Annotated in this window: 14 protein-coding genes, 1 CRISPR repeat array and 1 riboswitch; of the genes, 7 read left to right on the top strand and 7 right to left on the bottom strand. The window is 36.6% G+C overall.

All coding sequences use genetic code 11. The annotated features are described in order from the left end of the window. The first annotated feature begins 2 nt into the window (after positions 1-2). From H9Q20_RS10420 to H9Q20_RS10410, 3 genes are read left to right on the top strand one after another with little or no spacing between them, the layout of a single operon-like run. Positions 3-1,523, top strand: coding sequence for a DUF6850 family outer membrane beta-barrel protein (locus H9Q20_RS10420; protein ID WP_187477673.1), 1,521 nt, complete (start codon positions 3-5; stop codon positions 1,521-1,523). Between the two features lie 3 nt (positions 1,524-1,526). Beyond that, positions 1,527-2,675, top strand: coding sequence for a cytochrome-c peroxidase (locus H9Q20_RS10415; protein ID WP_187477672.1), 1,149 nt, complete (start codon positions 1,527-1,529; stop codon positions 2,673-2,675). Positions 2,676-2,703: 28 nt separating this feature from the next. Then, the gene (locus H9Q20_RS10410; protein WP_124639909.1) at positions 2,704-3,189 is read left to right on the top strand and encodes a DUF4920 domain-containing protein; all 486 of its coding nucleotides are present in this window, start codon (positions 2,704-2,706) and stop codon (positions 3,187-3,189) included. 137 nt (positions 3,190-3,326) lie between these two features. Here H9Q20_RS10410 and alaS read toward each other — a convergent pair whose 3' ends face one another. Then, positions 3,327-5,930: an alanine--tRNA ligase gene (gene alaS, locus H9Q20_RS10405; protein ID WP_187477671.1), complete on the bottom strand. Its 2,604-nt coding sequence runs from the start codon at positions 5,928-5,930 to the stop codon at positions 3,327-3,329. 194 nt (positions 5,931-6,124) lie between these two features. On the opposite strand from alaS, the gene H9Q20_RS10400 reads away from it, so the two are divergent. Next, a complete protein-coding gene (locus H9Q20_RS10400) occupies positions 6,125-7,021 on the top strand; it encodes an ABC transporter ATP-binding protein (protein WP_124639905.1) in 897 nt (298 codons plus the stop codon). Between the two features lie 10 nt (positions 7,022-7,031). After that, positions 7,032-9,254, top strand: a complete 2,223-nt coding sequence (locus H9Q20_RS10395; protein ID WP_124639903.1) for a thioredoxin-like domain-containing protein — start codon at positions 7,032-7,034, stop codon at positions 9,252-9,254. Positions 9,255-9,510: 256 nt separating this feature from the next. Here H9Q20_RS10395 and H9Q20_RS10390 read toward each other — a convergent pair whose 3' ends face one another. The 6 genes from H9Q20_RS10390 to H9Q20_RS10365 all read right to left on the bottom strand — a co-directional run bounded on the left by H9Q20_RS10390 (position 9,511) and on the right by H9Q20_RS10365 (position 21,215). Next, the gene (locus tag H9Q20_RS10390) at positions 9,511-9,654 is read right to left on the bottom strand and encodes a hypothetical protein (protein WP_164471998.1); all 144 of its coding nucleotides are present in this window, start codon (positions 9,652-9,654) and stop codon (positions 9,511-9,513) included. Positions 9,655-9,918: 264 nt separating this feature from the next. Beyond that, a CRISPR array of direct repeats spans positions 9,919-11,940; the repeat unit is 46 nt; unit sequence GTTGTGAATTGCTTTCAAAATTTTTAAATTCGCGATGTGTCGCAAC. A 356-nt stretch (positions 11,941-12,296) separates the two neighbouring features. Next, positions 12,297-12,635, bottom strand: a complete 339-nt coding sequence (cas2, locus tag H9Q20_RS10385) for a CRISPR-associated endonuclease Cas2 (RefSeq protein ID WP_124639899.1) — start codon at positions 12,633-12,635, stop codon at positions 12,297-12,299. Then, positions 12,632-13,525 (bottom strand): type II CRISPR-associated endonuclease Cas1, encoded by an 894-nt coding sequence (gene cas1 / locus H9Q20_RS10380; protein WP_124639897.1) that lies wholly within the window; start codon positions 13,523-13,525, stop codon positions 12,632-12,634. The genes cas2 and cas1 overlap by 4 nt, the downstream gene beginning before the upstream one ends. 18 nt (positions 13,526-13,543) lie before the next feature. Next, positions 13,544-14,143: a plasmid pRiA4b ORF-3 family protein gene (locus tag H9Q20_RS10375; RefSeq protein WP_187477670.1), complete on the bottom strand. Its 600-nt coding sequence runs from the start codon at positions 14,141-14,143 to the stop codon at positions 13,544-13,546. Between the two features lie 68 nt (positions 14,144-14,211). Further along, positions 14,212-18,633: a type II CRISPR RNA-guided endonuclease Cas9 gene (gene cas9, locus H9Q20_RS10370; protein WP_187477669.1), complete on the bottom strand. Its 4,422-nt coding sequence runs from the start codon at positions 18,631-18,633 to the stop codon at positions 14,212-14,214. Positions 18,634-19,073: 440 nt separating this feature from the next. Further along, positions 19,074-21,215, bottom strand: coding sequence for a S9 family peptidase (locus tag H9Q20_RS10365; protein WP_187477668.1), 2,142 nt, complete (start codon positions 21,213-21,215; stop codon positions 19,074-19,076). Between the two features lie 128 nt (positions 21,216-21,343). Between H9Q20_RS10365 and H9Q20_RS10360 the strand changes: the two genes are divergently transcribed. Together H9Q20_RS10360 and H9Q20_RS10355 are read left to right on the top strand one after the other, a co-directional pair. Next, a complete protein-coding gene (locus tag H9Q20_RS10360; RefSeq protein WP_124639889.1) occupies positions 21,344-21,853 on the top strand; it encodes a YceI family protein in 510 nt (169 codons plus the stop codon). Between the two features lie 88 nt (positions 21,854-21,941). Continuing rightward, positions 21,942-22,039, top strand: a riboswitch (purine riboswitch). Between the two features lie 184 nt (positions 22,040-22,223). Beyond that, the gene (locus tag H9Q20_RS10355; RefSeq protein WP_187477667.1) at positions 22,224-23,189 is read left to right on the top strand and encodes an EamA family transporter; all 966 of its coding nucleotides are present in this window, start codon (positions 22,224-22,226) and stop codon (positions 23,187-23,189) included. The last annotated feature ends 17 nt before the right edge of the window (positions 23,190-23,206 follow it).

Here is a 23,206-nt window from a genome sequence, read left to right as displayed (position 1 = left end):
TCATGAAGTTTCGCTATCTCACTTTGCTCTATTTGCCCTTCTTGGGACTATCGTCTTTCAGCTTAAAAGCCCAAGACAGTCTTAGACTTTTTCAAAAATTAGAACATCAATACAGCACAGAACGACAACTTCTTCCTCAATTTTATCATAACCCAGCAAGTATGTTGGGTTATGGTAAATTTTCTTTCTCGGATCTAAACATCGGTTACGAGAACGAAGAAAAAAAAATCTACAGACAGCAAGAAGGTTCTGGTGAGAAAAACCTGAGCATCAAGGTAAATTCTTTCCAAAAAACCAATGAAAACCGCAGTATTTGGGGAAATGCCGGTTATCAAAATATGAAATTAAAATCGGTGAAATGGAATGAAAATTTGGATTATGACCGAATAGCACCTTATACAATTGCGGATTCTGCAGGTGGTGATACGAAATTAGAACGCTATAGTTTTGGAGGTGGGATTTCTCAAAAACTCAATCGTTGGACATTGGGACTTAGTGCAGATTACACCGCTCAACTCGGCTCTAGAGACCGAGATCCCAGACAAAAAAGCACCACTTCTGACCTATACATAAATCTGGGCGCCAACTACCGTTTTTACAAAGATTATGAAGTTGGAGTTTTCGGACAGATCAACAAATACACTCAAAATACTTCCATCTCATTTGTGAGCGAATTGGGTCAAGCTTTAATGTATCAAATGACGGGTTTCGGGTTTTCTAACTATTTTTTCAACGGTGGAAGTCCTGCGGCTATTTACGAAGAATTTGGGTACAAAACCGGAGCACAAGTTTTTAGAAATTCTAAAAATCCATTTTATTTGACCGGAAGCCTTTCTCAAGCTCAGAATTTGAAAAGTGTCAATCCTAGCAATCGTTATTTTGATATTTCAGATTTGGACAAAACCATTTACGAAGTTGAAGGAGCAAAATTTTTTAATATCAACCAACATCGTTTGGGAGCTGTTGCCCAATATCAAGCCCATATTTTCACAGGTGCCGAATACGGTTACACCAACAATACCCAAATTATTGAGCCACTCTACAAAAGAAAATCGTACAAAAAAGAAGACTACCAAACCACGGTAAAATTGATGTATCAATACCAAGCAGATCGTTTTGTAGCGGGCGTAGTACCTGTTTTTCAGTATCAAGAATTTACAGAAAAAAGAAAATATCCATTTAGTGGACAAAAATTTACGGCTTACAGCATGGGTTTAGAAACATTCTACAAACAAGAAATTACGAAAAACCAAATGCTCAGCCTTTCCGCACATGTTTCGCAAAAGCACATCAATTCTGGTGTTAATGCCATCAACACCGACATAAAAAGTAACATCGTCGATTGGTTGATGCAAGATTATCAGTATTTGACCAGTGGTTATTTGCAGATGGGTGCCAGTTTGAGATACGATATTCAATTACAAAATTTACCCGCATTTTATGTTCTTGGAAGTTGGAAACAGGCGCGTATTCAAGAAAAAAACAATAATTTTACACAAATCATTTTGGGGATAACATTTTAAGTCATGAAGAAGATCATATTAATAGGAACGGCTGCAATGCTAGTGTTTTTGCTAAGTTTTACACCAAAGGTGAGCAACAACCTTTTGGATGTGCACGATCCTACGATACAAGACATCATCAACAGTTATAAAAAAGAAATTTCGAAGTGGCCAAAACCCAATATTGACGAAGGTGTGGCTTGGAAAGAGTTTGCCCCGATCAAAAGAGATTCTGCTTATTTCATCAACCAAGAAAAGCCCAAAGTGATCTTGGGAAAAATGTTATTTTTCGATCCTAAACTTTCCGGCAGCAACCAGGTTTCTTGCAGTTCTTGCCACGATCCGGAAATTGGCTGGACTGACAGACGCCGTGTTTCTTTGGGAAATGACCACCTCGAAGGAAGCAGAAATACACCAACGATATTAAATGTAGGTGCCAGAAAAACTTTATTCTGGGACGGGAAATCGGAAACGCTAGAAGACCAAGCCATCAATCCCATTGCGGCTCATCATGAAATGAATATGGAACCGCCTTTCCTCCCGGGAAAATTATCCAAGATCAATGGGTACAAAAAATTATTCAAAGACGCTTATGGTGACGAAAAAATCAACATGGATCGCATTACCGAAGCTTTGGCCGAATTTCAGAAAACCGTAAGCAGCCAACCCAGCCGCTTTGATCAGTTTTTGGATGGAAAACACAATGCCTTGTCCGACCAAGAAATCTACGGCATGCACATTTTCCGTACCAAAGCACGATGCATGAACTGCCACAACGGACAATATCTGACCGATGAAAAATTCCACAACATTGGTTTGACTTATTACAAAAGAAAATATGAAGATCTTGGCGTATATGCCATCACCAAAAAGCCAGAAGATGTGGGCAGATTCCGAACGCCACAACTTCGTGATCTGATGATTACCCGATCTTGGATGCACAACGGTTTGTTTGATGATCTTGAAGGCATTGTAAACCTCTACAACAGCGGGATGCACATGAACGATCCCAAACCCGATCAAAAACAAAAAGATCCTAACTATCCCGTTACCGACCCTCTATTAAAAAAATTGGATCTTACCAAAGAAGAAACCCAAGCCGTGGTAAAATTCCTAGAATCGATGACGGGAACCACCTTCAAAATGAGAAGACCAGAATTTCCTGTGAATTAAAAAAAAAATCAATTAAAAAATATCCACTATGAAAAAACTTATTTTATTAGGCGCAATGGCCATCAGTACGATTGCATTTGCACAGAAAAACCAAATAGCAGAAGCTGTTCCGGGTACGGAATACGGCGCCGGAGTACCCGAAGACAAAAGTTTTAATGTCTATGACACCGACAAAGTAATTGCCAGTCTAGACAAAGGTGCAGAGCTGAAAGACATCGTCATCAAAGCAACCATTACCGGAGTTTGCGAGAAAAAAGGATGTTGGCTTACCCTTGCCAATTCTAAAAATAAGAGGGTTTTTGTAAAAATGAAGGATTATGCTTTTTTCTTACCCCAATCTGCCATGGGAAAAACCGTTTTGTTGAATGCCGATGCAACGCTGAAAACAACTTCTGTAGAAGAGCTGAGACATTATGCCGAAGATGCTAAAAAACCGGCAGCAGAAATTGCAAAGATCACCGAGCCTAAAACCGAAATCAGAGTTTTGGCAAAAGGAATAAAAGTAATTAACTAATCCTTCTCGTAAAAACACACACAAGGGAGCTTTTCTAAAGTTCCTTTTTTTATTAGAAACGCTTGATGCATCATCAAAAAAACCTCGAAAGATTCGAGGTTTTTTGATGGTATTCTGTAATGATTATTGAATTGCTGTTACAAAGCCAAGGCTTTTTGGTAGGCATTTTCGATACCGGCAAGGTTTTTACCTCCTGCCGTAGCAAAACCTGGGTTTCCACCACCACCTCCTTGGATTTCTTTAGCCAAGTCTTTCACGATATTTCCTGCATTATGGCTGTTTTCTAAATCTGCGGATACGCCAACGGTAATCATTGGTTTGTCACCGGCATCCGAGATGATCACAACAACAGCACCCGCCACTTCTTTCTTCAATTGAAAAACAATATCCTTGATGGACGCTGCATCCATAGATGATTTCTTCACCAAAAGTTTCTTGCCGTTGGCCTCTACAAAATCATTTTTCCAATTGGAAATTTCACCTTTTGCTTTTTCCTTTTTTAGAGCTTCAACCTCAGCTTTTAAAATTGCGTTTTCGTCCATTAATTTCTCAATGGATTTTACCACATCTTTGGATTTTAACAAAGTTGAAATTTCTTTCAATTGGTTTTCCAGATTTTGGAAATATTCATTGGCTTTATCTCCAGAAATGGCTTCTATTCTTCGGATTCCTGCAGCGGTAGAACTTTCGGCTACCAATTTAAAATGACCAATCTCTCCGGTAGATTTCACATGGGTACCTCCACACAATTCTTTGGAAGAACCGAACTGAATCATCCTAACACTATCGCCGTATTTTTCTCCAAAAAGCGCCATAGCTCCTTTTTCCATTGCCTCGGCAATCGGGATGTTTCTGAATTCTTGTAGGGCGATATTTTCTTTAATTTTAGCATTCACCATAGCTTCAACCGTGGACAATTCGTCCTCGGACAATTTTGAAAAATGCGAAAAGTCAAATCGCAGATAATCCGGTCCTACGAAAGATCCTTTTTGCTCTACATGCGTTCCCAAAACCGTTCTCAGAGCCTCGTGCAACAAGTGAGTTACCGAGTGGTTGGCTTGGGTGTTTTTTCTATCTTTGGTATCTACTTTTGCAGTAAATTCTGTAGAAATATTTTGTGGTAAATTTTGAATAAGCGAAATCACCAATCCATTTTCTTTCTTGGTTTCTAAGACTTCAAATTGACCCTCGATATTTTCTAAAGTCCCTTTATCACCCACTTGTCCACCACCTTCTGGATAGAAAGGCGTTTCGTTAAGTACGATTTGGTAGAAAACACCGTCTTTGTTTTCCACTTTTCGGTAACGGGTAATTTTTACTTGGTTATCGGTTTTATCGTAGCCCACGAAGTTTTCAGGCAATTCTGCCACCACTTCCCAATCGTACACTTTTTGAGCAGATGATTTTTTAGAACGATTTTTTTGCTTTTGCATTTCCTCTTCAAAACCGATTTCGTCCACCGTAAGTTGTTTTTCTTCGGCAATAATTCTGGACAAATCCGCAGGGAAACCGTAGGTATCGTACAATTCGAAAACCTCAGCACCTGGAAATACTTTTTCGCCTTTAGACAAAGTATCTTTTATGATGACATCCAACCTAACCAAACCGTGTTCAATGGTTTTTAGGAAAGAAGCTTCTTCTTCTTTGATCACTTCGGTTACCAGATTTTCCTGTTTTACAATTTCAGGGAAATAAGTGCCCATTTCAGATTTTAAAACGGCAACCAATTGGTACAAGAAAGGTTCTTTGGCACCCAAGAAACGGTAGGCGTAAGAAATCGCTCTTCTCAAAATTCTTCGGATCACATAACCGGCACCTCCGTTGGAAGGCAGCTGTCCATCGGCAATAGCGAAAGCAACTGCACGGATATGATCGACTACCACACGGATGGCGATGTCTTTTTCGTTTTCTAAAATTCCCTCGTATTTTTTTCCGGTCAAGCCTTCAACTTTAGCGATAAGCGGTGTAAAAACATCGGTATCGTAGTTGGAAGTTTTGCCTTGCAAAGCCATGCACAATCTCTCGAAGCCCATTCCGGTATCCACATGCTGAGCAGGAAGTTTTTCTAAAGTTCCGTCGGCTTTACGGTTGAACTCCATGAATACATTGTTCCAGATTTCCACTACTTGCGGATGGTCGTTATTAACCAAAGACAAGCCTGAAACTTTGGCTTTTTCCTCTTCGGATCTAAGGTCAACATGGATTTCTGAGCAAGGTCCACAAGGTCCGGATTCGCCCATTTCCCAGAAATTATCTTTCTTGTTTCCGTTGATGATTCTATCTTCGGCAATATGTTCTTTCCAGAAGTTGTAGGCATCTTGGTCTCTTTCTAGGTTTTCTTTATCATCGCCTTCGAAGATGGTTACATAGAGATTTTCTTTCGGGATTTTATAGACTTCGGTTAGCAATTCCCAAGCAAAACCAATGGCTTCTTTTTTAAAATAATCACCAAAAGACCAGTTTCCAAGCATTTCGAACATGGTGTGGTGGTAGGTATCTCTGCCCACATCGTCCAAATCGTTGTGTTTACCGGAAACCCTAAGACATTTTTGAGTATCTGCAATCCTAGGTGCTTTAGGCTCTTTGTAGCCCAAGAAATAATCTTTGAACTGCGTCATTCCGGAGTTGGAAAACATCAGGGTTGGATCGTCTTTCAGGACGATGGGTGCCGAAGGAACAATGAGGTGACCTTTGCTTTGGAAATAATCTAAAAATTTTTGGCGAATTTCTTGTGAAGTCATAATTTATTTTAGCTGTTGTCGGTTGCCCGAAACCATTTGTTAAATGTTGATTTTTATAAGATTGCAAATTTAAGGAAATTATAAAATATTTACTACCCTTTTATACGATTAGTTCAAAATAATAATTTATTAAAAAAAACACAACAAATTGTAACAATTAGATTAATATACGGACTAATATTTTAAAATTATTCATGAAAAACATCATAGAAATCTCGAATCTTAATTTTGGATTTGACGCTAAAAAGCAGATTCTGAAGAACATTAACCTCTCAGTTCCAAAAGGTTCTATTTACGGTTTTTTGGGAGCCAATGGCGCAGGAAAATCCACCACCATGAAGCTGATTATGGGACTGGAAAACGAGGCAAACGACAGCATAAAACTTTTTGGAAATTCGGTATCCTCATTTTTCCCGGAAGGATTAAAAAATATCGGTTCATTGATCGACTACCCTGCTTTTTACGATCATCTTTCGGGTTATGACAATCTGAAAATTGTTTGTGAAATCCGAAATCTGAGTGAATCTAAAATCACAGAAACATTAGAACTCATAGGACTTTCCGAAGCCAAAGACATCAAAATGAAAAAATATTCTTTGGGAATGAAACAGAGATTGGCCATTGGCTTAGCGTTGATTTCTGATCCTGAATTACTGATTTTGGACGAACCTGTAAACGGCCTTGATCCCAACGGAATGATGGAAATCCGTGAACTTTTGGTAAAACTAAACCGTGAAAAAGGCACTACCATATTTATTTCGAGTCATCTTTTACAAGAAATCGACAAGATGGTGACGCATTTGGGCATCATCTCTCATGGTGAAATGAAATTTGAAGGCAGCCGAGAAGAGCTGAACCAAATGTTTCAATTTCAAAAGACAAAATTCTCCATGAACGATGCCGAAAAATATTTGCCATATGTCGAAAATGCTGAACTGAAAAACAACCGAGAGCTTTTGGTGAACACCAACAGTTCTGCAGATGTGGCAAAAATTAACAAAACCTTAATTGAAAAAGGAGCAGAAATCTACCAAATATCTGCCGTAGGAGGTCTAGAAGAATGGTTTATGGAAATTACAAAACAAAACTAATACACAAAAAATGAACATCAATTATTTTATAAAAGCCTTCAAATCCGAATGGCTGAAAACCAAAGGTTTGGGATTGCTTATTTTATCCATAATCCTTGGAGCATTGCTCCCTCTGATACTGCTCACCGTATCTCTTTTTGTTGAAGAAGCCAGAGAATACACAGGACTTCCTTCCGAAGTGTCCACAGAGTCCATACAAACTTTTTTTTCCGGGTTTGGAAGTTTCATGATGGTTATTTTCATCATCATTGCTGCCATTAGAATTTGCCAAACCGACCATAAAAACAACGGTTGGGTTTTTATGGAATCTCAACCACTGAGTAAGTTGAGCATTTATACCGGAAAATTTCTTTCTGCAATGACTTTAACCCTCATTTGCATCACTACTTTTATTGTATCATCCGTTGCAATCAGTTCTTTACAACAACTTATCTTTCCTCAAAAAGCATTGAGCTTGAGCATAGATTTCTCCTTCATCATCCACACTTACATTCGTTTGATCATTTTATCTTTAGGGATTGTCTCGCTACAACTGATGCTTTCTGTAGTTATTCGAGGATTTATCTGGCCTTTTGTTATTGGAGTTATGGGATTTGTCATCAACATCACCGGTCAAATCAGGCAAGAAACCTACGACTATATCCCGTACAACAATTTGGCTACAGCTGTCAAACTAAAAGACTCTTCGATGATGAGTCATTTCCTGAATTACACGGAGTATCTCAGTATTTTTTGGGCAGTTTTGTTTTTCGTTATCGGCTATACAATCTATGCCAACCGTGGTGTAAAAGCTGCTTTTTTTAAAAATGGAAAAACCATTGCAAAAACCTTGGTGGGACTGACTGTTGCTGTTGGAATATATTTTGGAATCACAAGCCCGATATACCCTGAAAAGTTGGACGGAAAAACCATCATAGAAGGCACCGTAAATACGGTAAAAAAGCATAAAGAAATCAGCCTGTATTCTAACGAGCTCAACTTACCTGTTGCCAAAATTCCTATTAAAAACGGAAAATTCTTTTGGGAAAGTACCGAAAATTTACCTTTAGGCGAATATACTTTCAATTTGGGTGGTAATAAATTTGGAGCAATTTTGTCCAAAGGGGATCATTTGAAAATACAATTTAATGCCGATGAAAAACAGTCTGAAGTAAATATTACTGGCAGTAGAAATGCTGAATTTAATTACCTAAAACAGCAAATGAATGAAGGGCAATTCTACAGTTATTTTGTAAACAACAAAGAAGAATATTTGGACAAGCCCGAATATTTCTATGACGCAGCAGAAAAAGAATGGAACGACAGCAAAAAACACTTAGACCAGTACAGAACCGAAGAAAACATTTATTTTGGAAGAGATTTTTACGAATACATGAAGCAGAAAAATGCAGCAAAAATGATCAATGCGCTGCACGATTTCCAGACCATTTCTTTAGCCAATGACAAGAAGAATGCTGCACCTACAGCACTAACCAAAGAGCTGAACGAAATCATAAAAAATCCAACAGAAATGCTAATGGCTTCCAAAGATTTCACAAAAATGAAACTGAACCAATTGCTGCCAAAAGAAGGATCCAAAAATCCGGACAGCACCATCATGGCCAAGCTGAACACGATGCCGAAAAGCAAAGAAAAAGACCGACTTTTGAAAACCCAATTGCTCAGTTATTTTGAGATGACCAACGACGAAAACAAGAGAAATCAACTTTTTGAAAGCAGGATGAATGAGTTTTCGGATACCCGATTTAGAGATTTTGTAGCCAAAGAATTATTCGTCATCAACAACCAACAAAAAGGAAAACCAATGCCTACAATAACTTTTGAAGATGCATTGGGCAAATCCTTTGACCTGAAAAAATACAAAGGCAAATATGTAGTCATCGATTTTTGGGCCACTTGGTGTGGACCGTGCCGAGAGACCAAACCAAAATTTGAATATCTGGCCAAACAGTACAGCTACAACAACAATTTGGTCTTCCTCTCCCTAAGTGTTGATGAAAATAAAAACAATTGGAAGATGAATGTAAAAAACAACAAATCCAAGGCAGTACAAATGTGGCTAAAAAACAAAGAAATTATGCAACTATTGGGCATCAACGGTATCCCAAGATTTATGTTGGTAGATCCTGAAGGGAAAATTTACAATGCCAATTTACCTTTTCCTTATGACTCGCAATTTGATGAAATCATCAATGAAATCTCAAACAAAACCGTAAGGATTTACAATTTTTAGAACCACTACCGTCCATTCAGTTCTTCAAAATTCTTACTTTTTTTGAAGATCCAAAACAACAAAACTCCCCCAAAGCACAGACTTTGAGGGAGTTTTTTAGTATTTGGATTGCATTACAATAGCGAATTAATACCTATCGATATGTTAAGGATTAAGAATAGAATTTATTCGAAAAACAATATTAATTCTAAAACAATTCATCCCTGAGGAACACCCGACAGAAGTATGTCTGACCTTGCGAATATACAACTATTATCTATATCTCATCAGACAAACTTAGCATTTTTGGTTGGTCTTTCAGATCGTTGTAGATGCCGTTGTGGTTAAGGATGGCTGACACGATGTTTACCGACAATGACGAAAAGTTTTTATTTGCCGTTTCTACCAAAAGAACCGACAAACACCAATTGGGGTTCTTTTTCTCTAGTTGAGAGAAAAAAGCTCTTATCAGCTCATTGCGTTGTTATATTCTTAATTGGCGTGCCGTCTACAAACCAAGTTGTGAATGGCTTTAGCTCAGCCTTTTCTTTCCCATCGCTTTTCGCTGAATCCTTGATATAATTAGATTTCTGCCTATAAAATCAATTCAAGCATCAAGGATTTCAAAATTTTTAAATTCGCGATGTGTCGCAACTAAATACCAAGTAGTAAGGGGTTGCTAGTAGTTGTGAATTGCTTTCAAAATTTTTAAATTCGCGATGTGTCGCAACAAAGCGGCACAACTTAAAGATGCAAAAGCAGTTGTGAATTGCTTTCAAAATTTTTAAATTCGCGATGTGTCGCAACCTAAACTGGGTACAGAAAGCCAATTGAAAGGTTGTGAATTGCTTTCAAAATTTTTAAATTCGCGATGTGTCGCAACCAATTCAAAATCCAATTGAAAAATTAGTAGGTTGTGAATTGCTTTCAAAATTTTTAAATTCGCGATGTGTCGCAACTTTCATACTTAACAAAAAAAAGTTTATTTAGTTGTGAATTGCTTTCAAAATTTTTAAATTCGCGATGTGTCGCAACGAAAGGAGAAAGCTTCAGCAATCTTGGGATGTTGTGAATTGCTTTCAAAATTTTTAAATTCGCGATGTGTCGCAACATTGCAGAAATTTTGAATTTAGGACAAACTGTTGTGAATTGCTTTCAAAATTTTTAAATTCGCGATGTGTCGCAACAAAACCACACGACCATTATCAATGGAAGTAGTTGTGAATTGCTTTCAAAATTTTTAAATTCGCGATGTGTCGCAACGAGCGTTTATTTCTGCCATCTTCGACTGCTGTTGTGAATTGCTTTCAAAATTTTTAAATTCGCGATGTGTCGCAACCTAATCATTCTGCTTAATTATTTTTTGTTTGTTGTGAATTGCTTTCAAAATTTTTAAATTCGCGATGTGTCGCAACCAACAAAAAATATACAAAATGACACAAAAAGTTGTGAATTGCTTTCAAAATTTTTAAATTCGCGATGTGTCGCAACAAAGCCAAATTAGAAGAGCTCAACAAAGTTGTTGTGAATTGCTTTCAAAATTTTTAAATTCGCGATGTGTCGCAACTTCCTTACAGAACCCTGAAAGCTAGTCTTTGTTGTGAATTGCTTTCAAAATTTTTAAATTCGCGATGTGTCGCAACAGAAGAGCTAAACAGTAGATTCCCAAAGGGGTTGTGAATTGCTTTCAAAATTTTTAAATTCGCGATGTGTCGCAACTTGCTCCAAACCACTTTCGCCACCCGTTATGTTGTGAATTGCTTTCAAAATTTTTAAATTCGCGATGTGTCGCAACTGTACAAGGATTTTATCCATGATTTGTGGAGTTGTGAATTGCTTTCAAAATTTTTAAATTCGCGATGTGTCGCAACATCCAAAATGATTCATTGGGTGATGATAGTGTTGTGAATTGCTTTCAAAATTTTTAAATTCGCGATGTGTCGCAACTAGCAATAAATTCTGAAGTAAAGAAGCCTGGTTGTGAATTGCTTTCAAAATTTTTAAATTCGCGATGTGTCGCAACCCAAATCATGTACAAATTCACAAATAATATGTTGTGAATTGCTTTCAAAATTTTTAAATTCGCGATGTGTCGCAACAGCAATGACAGAGATAGGACGAAGACCACAGTTGTGAATTGCTTTCAAAATTTTTAAATTCGCGATGTGTCGCAACTGTACCGACATGTACGTGTCCATGTTTCCAGTTGTGAATTGCTTTCAAAATTTTTAAATTCGCGATGTGTCGCAACAAAACCGAAGTTACTGAAATCAAGAAAATAGTTGTGAATTGCTTTCAAAATTTTTAAATTCGCGATGTGTCGCAACCGGTTATTGCAGCTGCAGCACTCATGATGAGTTGTGAATTGCTTTCAAAATTTTTAAATTCGCGATGTGTCGCAACTACAGAACTGGAGCAGGTTTAGTGTTCACAGTTGTGAATTGCTTTCAAAATTTTTAAATTCGCGATGTGTCGCAACTTGATTCTGTATGGTTAACAGATGTTGTGCGTTGTGAATTGCTTTCAAAATTTTTAAATTCGCGATGTGTCGCAACTGTACCGACATGTACGTGTCCATGTTTCCAGTTGTGAATTGCTTTCAAAATTTTTAAATTCGCGATGTGTCGCAACAAAAAGTTTGGACACCTAAGTTTTCAATGCGTTGTGAATTGCTTTCAAAATTTTTAAATTCGCGATGTGTCGCAACCTCAATCAAATCAATTAACTGAAATTCAGTTGATTGATTTGATTTTTTTCAATTAAAAAAATAATGATATCATCTGTTTTTTCTAAGAAATAAGTTGATTTTCTAATCCTAATCTAGATAAATTGCTTTAGCTCAGCCCAAACTTTTCCATCGCTTTTCGCTGAATCCTTGATGAAATTAGATTTCTACCTATAAGATCAATTCATGCATCAAGGATTTCAAAATTTTTAAATTCTCGATACGCCACAACCTTAAAACAAATAACATACTGAATTACATCGTATTACTCATCTTAATTGAATGGTAAAAATTTACTTTTACCTTTAAAATGATACTCAAATCTTCATTGTTTTATTCTAAAAAAGCTCTAATTGTTGCCAAGTGGGTGGTGGTTCTTCTTTGGATCGGGCAAAAAAGATTTCAATGTCGCCAAATTGTTTGTCGGTGATGCACATAATGGCCACTTTTCCGGCTTTGGGCAAAATAGCTTTCACTCTTTTGATGTGTACTTCGGCATTTTCCCGACTGGGACAATGCCGTATGTAAATGGAAAATTGAAACAGTGCAAAACCATCATCTTCCAGTTTCTTACGGAAAAGATTGGCTGCTTTCCGCATGACTTTGGTTTCGGTTGGCAAATCATATAAGACCATTACCCACATAATTCTATAAGCATTTAATCGTTCTGAATTCATTTCAATTCAGGATAAGCGATTTGTCTTTTTTCTCCTGTATAACATTTGTACAATGAAGAAGCAGTCGTCTTTACCGCAACCAATAATGGTCTTTTTTTTCCATCAATCTCTACATCTAGGGAGGCGATGTTGAGGCAAGCTGCTTTAAATTCTTTGGTCAGGTCGTCCACCATTGGATTTTGCTCTAACCAATTCATCACTAAAAAATCTACAAAAGGACGATAGGGTTCCATAAGATCATCTGCCAAACAATATGGATTGTATTTGTTTTTATGAAAGATGCCTAAAACAGGAAGTAAACCCGCTTCTACAATGGCTCTGGCAATAATGCTTCTAAGGACGGAGTATCCAAAATTAAAAAAAGAATTGGGGTAATCACCATACCGATCTCGGATAAAATCTAAGCTGATAAGGTATTTCCAATAATGTTGGGCTGCAATCCCTTCCATGTTGGTAGAATCTCCAGATTTCACTTGTTGAAGGTATTTTAGCATGGGTTCAAAATAATTACCTCTTCTAAGTAAAACCTCTTTTTGATTTTTAATTTTATATTCTACAGTTTGTTTCCAAAGTTGCTTTTTAAGAGGTTCGCTGGCTTCTATTTGTGCTTTGATCTTTTGAGAATGTTCGGTATGTCCATATAAGGGTAACATGATGCCATGTGGCAGATGATAAAAATTGCAACTGATGACCACTACATTATTTTCCATCATGGATTGTATGAGTTGATGGGTGAGCGTAATCTGAAAATGGTCTAACATCAACAGTCCGAGATCTTCTATAGAGACTTTGCCTTTCACTTCTTTAGTCTCAGGGTGGAGAATGTACATTTGTTCATCTTTGAGTTTGAGATAAGCCGGATTACCGATGTAGATGGAGCGAGTGATCATGGTATTTTAGAATTTATATTAAGAAGAAAAAACTTTCAATAAAATTTTATTAACCGTATCAATATCAAAAGGATAAACCTCTTCAAAAGTTTTGTCAGTAGGTATTCCATACCATGCTAACATTTCTTTTTCTTCGGAAGATTTTCTTTTTTTATGAGAAATTTCCAAAAGATTCTCATGTCTCCAAATACCACCGCAATCTTCCATTGGGGCAGCATTTTCTCCTTTCACGCATCTGGGAAACAAAACATCTTCGTTAGGTTTTTTCTGCACAGAAATAATATGTCGCCAATCATCTCCAAAATCATAGATGTATAACATTTTTTTAAGGTTATTATTGAAATAGTCTGACACTTTGGTTTCCTCGGAATTGATTTTTTTGAAAGAATTAAATGAAAATCCGAAATCATCTTCTTCATCTTCTTCATCTTCCAATGCAATGGTATCGCTTCTGAAAGCCGCACCGGTATTGAACTGGTACAGATGGGCATTATCCCAGTTCATCACACATTGGATAACGGTATGCAGTTGGTGAAAACTGAAATCTTCAGGAATAATTACTGTTCTGGTAATTTTAGGTTCGCTGTGTTGTAGCGTAATTTTTAGTTTGTGTGACATGGTTTTATCTATTTTTCTTTAGTTTTAAAGTTACTGTTTTTTTTACTTTTCTTATTTTACTCTAATAATTAATACTCTCCCACCCCAATAATATCTCCCAAATGATTGGTGCGGACTTTTATGATTCCTTCAAAATATCCAAGGCTTTTAATATTTTTATAAGTCACATCCTTTAATTCTTTTTTATCATCCACTGTTGTCTCTAAATGGTGTCTAAAAACATATTCTCTTACTGCAGAATTACCGTAAGTCACTTTTGAAAATTTCTGCACCCTAAACATATTCGGGCTAATTAGTTTCTTATTTTTCGGGTCAAGTAAATCTATCTCGGCTGGGTCAAAGCCTGTTTTTTCATTGGGAAAAACAAAGAGTTCATTTTGTTTCATGGTAAATAAAAACTGCCAACCTTCACTTTGTTTGTAGGTTTTATCAATAATAGGTAAACCCATGTTAACCCTTGCAACAGCCTCGTATAATGAAACAACATTTTCCTGTAAATTTCCTTTTTCATCTCGGTACACTGCCACATGGTGGTTGTTGCCAGTTTGTACAAAATCAACAGCAATTTTATTGCCGTTTGCATCTAAAATTGGTTTGCCAAAATGGTCTTTTTTGTAATGCAAAGCCTCTGCGTTACTTACACCACTTATGGTAACTCGTTTTATGGAAATTCCTTTTTCTTTGTTGAGCCAAATAGGGTTTTTGTCTAAATCAGAGAAGGCTTTTTTTGCATCTCCTCCAAATTCTTTCAGGCGACCTTCCAAGACTGTTCTTACAGCCTTGTCAATTACTTTGTCAATTTTTAAGTCTGGTGTTACATCTTTACGAATAGAAAAATCTTCTTCCAACCAAACCAATTTTACTTTTTCGGGTAATACTTCCGTTTTCTCTGTATTCAAATAAATTGGACTTTTCTCTAAGGTATTTTTTCCTGTAAATGCTTTTTTAGAATCGTTGCCGTATTCTTCTAAGCGTTGCAATAGAAGTTTTTTGTATAAAGGATTACCTACTTTATCAATGGTTTCTTTATCAAATTTAGCACCTACTTTTTCTTCTTTTTGTACGTAATACTGGTATTTGCCATAAACGGTTTCTTTGTGTAATTGCCCTCGAGGAGTTAATGCTTCTTGCACTTTATTTGAACCTCTTACTTTATTCTTGTTTTTTGTAACTACTTTATTTTTAGCTTTGTGGGATACAATTACATTTTCCAAATGCTCTTTGGCTACTTGGCGGAAATTGGTAATCGGTTCTTTGAATACTCGTTTTTTATTGCCTTGGTCATCAGTTCTAATAATTGTTTCTTTCTCTTCAATACCTAAAACATCACGAGTTGATAATTTTAGGTTAGACGTATCCATACTGGTTCTACCTTTAGAATTACTAATCGTATCATCCGATTTCTCATTTCTTCGGGCATTCAAGTTATTCAAATATTGGATAAAACTTCTTTTGGTAAAAGCAATAGTCAAAGCATCCATTGCGTGATGGCGGTGGTCATTTCGCTTGGTCCAATCTTTAATCACTTCAACCTTTTGCCCATATTTTCGTTCTTCCATTTCAGTCAAGCCTAATGCACGGTATTTTGGCAAGTTGAGTTCTTTCATAATATTTACCAAATCCCAATCTTCTCGCAGCCTATCTGTAATTTGTCCCGAAGTAGAAACCACAGAACGGGTAATACCAAACAACATTTCTTTTGCTTTTTTTGCTATGTATTGGCTATCTCGCAAATCTCGTTCAATAAAGCCTTCGCCAATTTCAGAAGAGCGTTTTAGTAATTTTTGATATTTGGCTTTGGAGATACCATTTTCAGGATTGTTTTTGTTCCATAATTTATGAAGATCTTCAATTCTTTCTTGGAAAGAAATTAATCCCGTTTCACCAAATTTAGTTTCAATGTATTCAATAGCAGTTTGATTTCCTTTTTCTAAATTATCCTTTCTGTAAACTATTGTTTTGTTAGAGAAACTGTCGTCAAATAAACGAGATTGTGGAATAATGTGTTCAATATCCACCTGCTTACTAAATAAGATTTCTCTTGGAATATAAGTGTCGGTATATAAATCTTTATAGCCGTTGTTTTTTAATTCTTCATACAATTTGTAGCGAACAATATCGTTACGAGTGGGATTTGCAACGCCAAATTCAGTTTGCAATAACTTCACTATTTTCTCATGAGCTATTTTTGCGGCGCTGATATTGGTAGTCATTTCCGCTCGCTCAGCTGCGTTTTTTTTCAACTCACGAGATAACTCAATTCGGATTTCATCAAACTGGAAGTTAGGTTCTTTACCCTCACTTTTAAGTAGGTTGTTTTCTTTATCAATCAGCGTATTTACCACATTTACCATTTGATTGAGGATTTTTTCTACAACCGGATTGCGAAGACTGTTTTTCTTGAGTAAATCCAATTGGGGTTTTAATGTTCGATTTTCTAATTCCTCTTTAGTAAGCGAATGTTTAGAATGACGATAACCTGCTAATTCGCATGCTTCGCTGTATTTATTTTCTTTGATATATGGATAAATTTTACGCATAGCTTTGGTAGAAAGACTACCGTAATCATCTTGAAATACCACATTTACCAATATCTTGGCATGATCTGGTTTGAATCCAAACTTAGCACACAATTGTTTTTTTAGTCCAATATTGTCATTCCCATAAAGTAAAATATCTTCTTCGTTGTATTTTTTGGTATCGTCTTCTGTTGAGTAGAGTAAATGCCAAAGTTGATATGCTGCTTGATTTTCAAAATCTTTTTCTTCTAATTCTGCATCAAATTCTAAAATTTCAGTATTGATTTCCAAAACTTCAAAAATGGCTTTTACCATGGATTTGATTTCAGAAGCAGGAGTTTTAAGCTCTTCAATATTGATATCGTCTTTATCAGAAAGCTTTAACAAGTCTTCATTGTAACCTTCTATTTCTAAAATTTTTAAGTACGCATTATACAAGGCTTGATTGGTACGATTGCCCTCTAACTGGGAATAGTTCATCTCCCAATCTTTGGGTTTGTAACCTAAGATATCAATGATTTGATTAGCCTTTAGATTTCCCTTGATATTAAGTTCTTCAAAAACTTGATTTTTAGCAGCTAAGTCTAATTCAAAAATTTCTTTTTCTTCTTCAAATAAGGAGGGTTGATTTTCTTTTTTAACGCTTCTCTTTTTACTTCCTGCTTTTTTCACTAAAACATTATGTAGAATTTGCCAAATCTTAAACTCCTGAAACAAAGGCGAAGATTTCGGAGCCACACGCATTCCAACCGTTTTCTTTTTACCATCTTTCTCGATTTCTTTGCTTTCAAATTCACAAAAACTGATTAAACCTTTTTGTGATTTAAGCTTGCGTTGATAGAAAATAACAATATCCCGAATTTCTTCTTTTAGTTTATCAGTGAGTTGAGCATGATATTTTGCTTGTGTAGTCCATATCTTTTCAAACTCATCTAAATAATCTTGTCGGTAAAAAACTTGATTTTTAAGTGCTGTATGTCTGTTTCTTAATAACTGATTATATTGATTTTGACCTACGGTTTCTTTATTGAAAAACAATTCTTTACTTCTATCCGAAATAGCCCCTAAATAACCACTGGAATTATTGAGATTATTGTTGATTTCAGTGAGAACATAAGCCATTTGTTCTTTTTCCAATTGTTTTGAAACGGCATCGCTTCGCCATTTGTAAGCCTGAATTTTCTTTAAAGTTCTACTATCAAATTTTGTAGCAAATTTATTTTTGAAATTATCATCATAATCTTTAATGTCAGCCGTGTTGAATTGATATTTCGTCCAAAATAGAGCCGAAGTAGCCTTTTGTCCTTTACCTTGTAAGTCTTTGTAAAATTCATCGGTCAATATTTCCGGATAGAATTGTTTTTGAAAATTCCATACTTTGTCAAATTCACTTTGCAAATCGGAGCGGTAAAAATCGGGAATCGCTTTTAATCCATTTTCATAATTTTGGTAAACCAATTGCCCTGGAGTCAGATTTTCCTCATATAATCGTTTCACAATTCCCATTCCGTCAATGGCTTGTCCTTCTTCACTGTTCTTTGCTTTACGACTACTTTTATAACCACGTTTTTTATTGATAGCCAAAAGTACTCGTGCAAATTCATTGAGCTCAATTCTTTCTGAAGCTGCTTTCGCTCTCAATTCCCAAGTTTGAAAAGTGGTTTGTTTGCCATCTTCACATAATTTGGCAGTTGCATTAATAATATTTGCTTTGGTTAGTACTTCTAACAAATTTTCTCTACGCAATTGATAACGGTCTAAATTCCTTCTTGCTCCGCGTTTTAGCGTTCTATCTGCATTGGTTGTAATTGACTTACCTTTTTCAAAGTTTGTTTGCTCATCAACTGTTAATGGATTAACACGAACACCTATCTGCTTTATTTCTGATTCATTTTGTGTTTCTCCTTCGGTTACGTACGCCCACCCAATACTATTTGTTCCTAAGTCTAATCCGAGTATTTTTTTTGCCATTATCAAATGTTTTTATTTTTTTTTAAAAATAGACAATAATTTTTATACTTTTTTACGGTTAACCGTAAAAAGTATAAAATAAAAATATTACATTTGTCATATTGAAAGCAATTCACAATAAGGATTATTCCGTTGTGAAAACATTTAGAGCCTCGACTATCTTCGGGGCATTTTTTTTGCTAAATGTTTCACGAACACCATTTAAAAATAAACAAGTATGTGAGCTAAAACATTCAAGACGGGGCAACTCGTCTTTTTTTGTTTAATCATATCTTGAATGTTTGACTTCGTCGAATCTTCAATTTAAGGAACACAAATTAACAATTATAAATTCGTGAACTAAAACATTTAGAGCCTCGACTATCTTCGGGGCATTTTTTATACAACAAAACTCCCCCAAAGCACAGACTTTGAGGGAGTTTTTTAGTATTTAGGAATTCTTATTTTTTCAGATAAAGATCAAAATAATCGGTCACTTTTTGCATCAGATGCACGCGGTCTTTGCCAATGACATTGTGCGGATGGCCCGGGTACATAAAGTAGTCGATTTGCACGCCTTTGTCCACAGCAGATTTTACAAAGTCTACCGAATGTTGCCATACTACAACATCGTCCTGTGCACCGTGTATCATCAAAAGTTTTCCTTTTAGTTTTTGTACTTTGTCCAATAAATTGGCATTTTTATATCCTTCGGGGTTTTGTTTTGGGGTATCCATGTATCTTTCGGTGTACATAATTTCGTACATACTCCAGTCAATTACCGGTCCACCTGCAATACCTACTTTGAAAACATCCGGGTGACGAAGCATAAGACTGGTGGTCATAAATCCGCCGAAGCTCCATCCATGAACACCCATTCTATCGGCATCTACATACGGAAGAGATTTCAGATAATCGACACCTTTCAGTTGGTCTTCCATTTCTACCGTTCCCAATTTTCCGAAAGTGGCATTTTCGAAATTCAGACCGCGGTTGAAAGAACCTCTACCGTCCATGGTGAACACGATGTATCCGTTTTGCGTCATGTAATCGTACCACAAATTACCAGAAGCCGGGAAAGAATTGGTCACAATTTGCACATTCGGACCGTTGTAAAGATAAACGATAACCGGATATTTTTTTGAAGGATCAAAATCTTTTGGCAAAATTAATTTTCCGTACAACGGCGTTCCGTCATCGGCTTTCAATGAAACATTTTTTACCTGAGCCTGAGCGTATTTAGTCAATGGATTATCAGCCTTCAACACATTTTCTGATGCCAGAGATTTAACATTAATAATGTCCACCTTTCTCGGCGTATCGGCATTGGCAAAAGAGTCGTAGAGGTATTCGAAATTTGAACTCAAAATTCCGTTATGCATCCCAGGTTCTTTATCCAATCGGGTGACTTTAGAATTGTTGTAGCCTACTTTATAAAGGTGTTTTTCTAATGGAGTTTCTTTGGTAGAAACAAAGAAAATATCTTTAGTTTTCGGGTCGATTCCCAACACAGAAGTTACCGCCCAATTTCCCGTGGTGATTTGTTTTTGCAAACCTTTTTTCAGGTTGAATTGGTACAAATGATTGAATCCTGACTTTTCGGATTGATAAATAAAATCATCAGAAGATCCAGGTACGGCAATCATGGAAGTCGTAGGATGAACATATTTAGGATGCTTTTCGTTGAAAAGATTTTTCACCAGATTTCCATTTTCAGCATTGTACAAATTCATGTCCAAATTGTTCTGATCACGGTTCAAAATCCCGATAAATACGGACTTGTTATCCGGAGTCCAAGCAATAGAAGTCAGATATTGTTCTTTGTCGCCTTCGGTTTTCATGAACTGTGTTGTTCCTTTTTCAAGATCATAAACACCCAGTGTAACATGGTGAGAAGGTTTTCCAGCCATCGGATATTTGATGTTATGATTCACCGCCGGAACTACGGACCAATCGATGATGGGATAATCGGCAACCATGCTTTGATCCATTCTGTAGAAAGCAATTTTTTTATGATCTGGAGAAACAAAAATTCCTTTATCAATCCCGAATTCATTTCTGTGTACCGCTTGTCCGTTCAGGATGTTTTCGTTTTTATCCTGGGTTATCGCGATGGCTTTTCCGTTTTGGTTGGCGTAAAGGTTGTTGCCTAAAGTATAAACCACCGTATTTACATCTTCTAAAACAGTGATGTTTTCAGCCTTTGCAGGAATTACCATCCAGGTTTTCACTTTCCATTCGCCGTTTACCTTATCCAATTTGGTATAGGTAGAGTCGGTTTTGTAATACCCCGAATTGTCGGAAAGGAATGTCACGAAAGGCATTCTTTTCAGTGCTTTTTCTTTGGTAAAATTCTTATTGATTTGGTGAAGTGAAACCAGTGTATCCGACTTTTTCGTTGCCAAATCGTTGTAGATATAGGCATTTTTATCGGCTTTTACCCAAGTATTTTTCCCGGGAATCCAAGAAGGTTGAGCGATATTTTTAACGGCCAAGTTGGATCGCAGTCCGTTCACTGCTTCGGCCATGGTGTATTTTTGGTTTTGGGCAAAGACCAATCCGCCCCAAACCATCATTAACAAAGAGATTTTATTAATTTTCATTTCTAAATTTTGAATTGTCGCAAAAATAGGAAATTTAATTCCAAAATCATTTCTTAACCTACATCAATGTCAGCCCATCGTAATGCTTGTATCTTTGCACCATCAATAACAATAAAAAACAAAATAGTATGAGTACCCTTTGGAAATTAGACCCAACACACAGCGAAATTACCTTTAAAGTAAAACACATGATGATCTCCAATGTAAAAGGAGAATTTAGAAATTTTGATGCGGAAATTATCGCAGAAGACGATACTTTTGCCCAAGCAAAAGTACAATCAACCGTGCAAGTAAACTCGATTGACACCAACAATGCAGATAGAGACAACCACCTGAAAAACGCCGACTTTTTCAATACGGAACTCAACCCTGTAATTACTTTCGAAAGTACTTCTCTTACGGACGAGGTGGCAGGAAAATTAACCATCAACGGAGTTACCAGAGAAATTAATTTGGATGTCGATTTCGGAGGCATCAACAAAGATCCTTGGGGAAATACCAGAGCAGGTTTTTCCTTTACTTCAAAAATCTCCAGAAAAGACTTTGACCTCAACTGGAATGCAGCATTAGAAACGGGCGGCGTTTTGGTTGGCGATACCGTGAACATCGCTGGCGAACTGCAGTTTATCAAAAACTAAAAACCACAACAATCGTTCATTTATTTTAGAAATCGTTCTTTGTAAAAAGCAAAGAACGATTTTTTATTTCTCATAATAATTCCTAAATTTGCCCTCGATTTCGGATATAGATATAAGCTCATAATACGGTTGAGCGTTTCTACCCACTACCACAAATAGTTGATTATTTAGATCCAAACTTTATCGCTTCATTGCATAAATTTTGATTTAAATAAGAAAACTGAACCCTTTGATTTTTTCAATTCCTTTTTCTTAATCATGCTTTTTTCACCTCAATAAAAAGGTTGATTTCCATGTGTTTTTAAATCATTTTTTGGGAATAAACGATAGCGTCTAATGTGCAATCAATTAAGAAAAATTAAGAAAAATTATGGAAAACAAACAGAAATCATTAAGCCATGGAATAGCCTTTGTCCTTATTGGAGCCTCTAGCTATGGGATGTTGGCTACATTTGTAAAGACCGCCTATCAAAATCTCTTTTCAACTGCCGAAGTTACCCTTGCCCAATATCTTCTTGGGATAATTTGCCTTGCCATCCTGACTTTGTTCAGTAAAAACAACAATAAAATGCAAAAAGACGACTTAACAAAACTCCTTCTCGCAGGAATTTGTTTTGGACTCACCAGTGTTTTGTACTACATTTCCATACGATTTCTATCGGCTTCCATAGGAGTTGTTTTACTGATGCAATCCGTGTGGATCGGGGTTGTGATCGAATCCATACAGCAAAAAAAACTTCCTAACCTTAAAAAAACTGCAGCTGTACTTATCGTTTTAGCCGGAACCCTACTTGCAACCAACGCCCTGAACGGCACACAATCTCTGGATTACCGAGGGGTTATATTCGGATTTTTGGCCGCCATCAGTTTCAGTCTCGTTTTGCTTTCTACCAACAGCATCGCCTTGCATCTTTCCCCGGCAAAACGAAGTTTAGTCATGCTTTTTGGCGGTGCCATCGTTGTCGCCCTGCTCACCCTTTCAACACAGATCCTACCCTATTATTTCAACATCCATTGGGTTCCCGAAGATTTTATCAGCAACCGATCTTTGGATTTCAGCATTCTCTATCAATGGGGGATCCCGATCGCTTTATTCGGTACCGTCATTCCACCGCTCATGTTCAACAAAGGATTTCCAATTGTTGGTGTCGGCTTAGGTAGCATTCTTTCAGCTTTTGAGCTACCTGTTTCCATCGTTATTTCCTTCATCATGCTGGGCGAGATCATCAATTCTACCCAATGGTTAGGCGTTGTTTTCATTTTACTCGCCATCATCATGCTCAACATCAATTTCAAACTCAAAACCATTCGTACACAAGAAATAAAAAAAGACTGATTGTAATTTTTTTTAGG

The organism is Amniculibacterium sp. G2-70, from assembly GCF_014353055.1.
Taxonomy (GTDB): Bacteria; Bacteroidota; Bacteroidia; order Flavobacteriales; family Weeksellaceae; genus Amniculibacterium; species Amniculibacterium aquaticum.
Note: the sequence above shows the minus strand (reverse complement) of the source record. Positions and strands in the feature narration are given on the sequence as shown.

Coding starts and splice junctions, on each gene's coding strand:
- cas2 (WP_124639899.1), bottom strand. CDS start 12,635: ATGAATTCAGAACGATTAAATGCTTATAGAATTATGTGGGTAATGGTC.
- H9Q20_RS10400 (WP_124639905.1), top strand. CDS start 6,125: ATGAAAAACATCATAGAAATCTCGAATCTTAATTTTGGATTTGACGCT.
- alaS (WP_187477671.1), bottom strand. CDS start 5,930: ATGACTTCACAAGAAATTCGCCAAAAATTTTTAGATTATTTCCAAAGC.
- H9Q20_RS10395 (WP_124639903.1), top strand. CDS start 7,032: ATGAACATCAATTATTTTATAAAAGCCTTCAAATCCGAATGGCTGAAA.
- H9Q20_RS10375 (WP_187477670.1), bottom strand. CDS start 14,143: ATGTCACACAAACTAAAAATTACGCTACAACACAGCGAACCTAAAATT.
- H9Q20_RS10415 (WP_187477672.1), top strand. CDS start 1,527: ATGAAGAAGATCATATTAATAGGAACGGCTGCAATGCTAGTGTTTTTG.
- H9Q20_RS10410 (WP_124639909.1), top strand. CDS start 2,704: ATGAAAAAACTTATTTTATTAGGCGCAATGGCCATCAGTACGATTGCA.
- H9Q20_RS10355 (WP_187477667.1), top strand. CDS start 22,224: ATGGAAAACAAACAGAAATCATTAAGCCATGGAATAGCCTTTGTCCTT.
- cas1 (WP_124639897.1), bottom strand. CDS start 13,525: ATGATCACTCGCTCCATCTACATCGGTAATCCGGCTTATCTCAAACTC.
- H9Q20_RS10365 (WP_187477668.1), bottom strand. CDS start 21,215: ATGAAAATTAATAAAATCTCTTTGTTAATGATGGTTTGGGGCGGATTG.
- H9Q20_RS10360 (WP_124639889.1), top strand. CDS start 21,344: ATGAGTACCCTTTGGAAATTAGACCCAACACACAGCGAAATTACCTTT.
- H9Q20_RS10420 (WP_187477673.1), top strand. CDS start 3: ATGAAGTTTCGCTATCTCACTTTGCTCTATTTGCCCTTCTTGGGACTA.
- cas9 (WP_187477669.1), bottom strand. CDS start 18,633: ATGGCAAAAAAAATACTCGGATTAGACTTAGGAACAAATAGTATTGGG.